Below are 1,462 nucleotides of genomic sequence, written 5' to 3'. Positions count from 1 at the left end.
GGCAAGACCCACCACCACTGGTGCGACCTGCAAAGCCTCTCCGCATGAGCGGATGACAGAAGGGAGATACGTCAACCTCGGCGAGTGATCAATGCCGATCCCCGCCTCTGGGTGCGTCACTCGTAAGGGTGGGGTGCTGAGCCGGAGGAAACACCCAAGAGAGTGCAGACCACCAGAACTCCACAGGCAAGGGGAAGACCGGACGGGAAAGCGAGAGCGAACTCTTGTACTTACGATTCGTGAGGTGTAACCGCGTGGTGGAAGCAGTCGGCGCGGTAAAGGACCCGACGCTGAGAGGCGTCACATGCTCCCGCAGTCAGTGAAATCGGGAGGAGGTCACCGTGGTCCCGGATCAGAGAGAGTTCCCAACCCGGTCGTATCTCATGAGAGAGGAACAGGGAAACCCCGTAGCGGTCCCAATGGGTAGGCCGGAGGCAACGAAGGCGTAACTCCACTGCGGGAACAGGATGACCCGAGAAGCCAACGCCACTGGAGCGAAAGCTCAGAGGAAACGCCGGACATCAGGCAGTCTCCATGCCTCCGGCCATAACTCGGTGGATACCAGGAAAAAACCTGGGCCCGAAAGGGAGCCCACGCGGGTCAGGTAGGCCGTTGAAGAATATCTGGGAACAGCCCCAACCTGGGCGCAAGTTAGACAAGGAGGACGCTTGAACGAGGCAGTGCTGAGTGATGGAGCCTCCCGGAACGGAACCCAGGACGCAGATACCCCGTGGCACAGTACAGACTGGGCCAAGGTAGAACGAGACGTCAGGCGACTTCGCCAGCGAATCTTCAAGGCCGCGCAGGAGGGGGACCATAAGAAGGTCCGTAACCTCCAAAAGCTCATGCTGCGTTCTCATTCCAACACGCTCCAGAGCGTCCGTCGTGTGACGCAACAGAGCCCTGGAAGGAGGACCGCCGGCGTCGACAACTATCGGGCACTGACTCTAGAGGATCGAGGGCGCCTTGCCCTGGAGTTCTCCGAGGGGAAGTCTCGGAGTCCGAAGCCGGTGAAGCGTGTGTACATTCCCAAGGCTAATGGGAAGAGACGCCCACTTGGTATCCCGGTGATCCGGGACCGAGTCCAGCAGGCGCGAGTGAAGAACGCACTCGAACCTGAGTGGGAAGCCAAGTTCGAAGGCAGGAGCTACGGCTTCCGCCCCGGGCGAGGCTGCCATGATGCGCTATCCATGATCCACAAAGTGACCGCTAGGCGGGCCGCCAAGCGGTTATGGATCCTGGACGCGGACCTGGCGGGGGCGTTCGACCGCATCAGTCACGAGCATCTGCTGGAGTCAATTGGCGCCTTCCCAGCTGCCAAAGACATCAGAGGGTGGCTCAAAGCTGGGGTGATCGAGGAGGGCGGCTTCACCAACACCGAAGAGGGGACACCTCAAGGTGGTGTCATCAGCCCTCTCCTCCTCAACATTGCCCTGCACGGAATGGAATCCGCAGCCGGGGT

At 60.6% G+C, this 1,462-nt stretch carries 1 protein-coding gene; it reads left to right on the top strand.

The features are described 5' to 3' along the window. Nucleotides 1-683: 683 nt before the first annotated feature. A partial coding sequence (locus tag AB0I98_RS49870) for a reverse transcriptase N-terminal domain-containing protein (protein ID WP_362953182.1) occupies nucleotides 684-1,462 on the top strand: 779 nt, incomplete at its 3' end.

This window comes from Streptomyces sp. NPDC050211, assembly GCF_040656035.1.
Lineage (GTDB): Bacteria > Actinomycetota > Actinomycetes > Streptomycetales > Streptomycetaceae > Streptomyces.
Note: the sequence above shows the minus strand (reverse complement) of the source record. Positions and strands in the feature narration are given on the sequence as shown.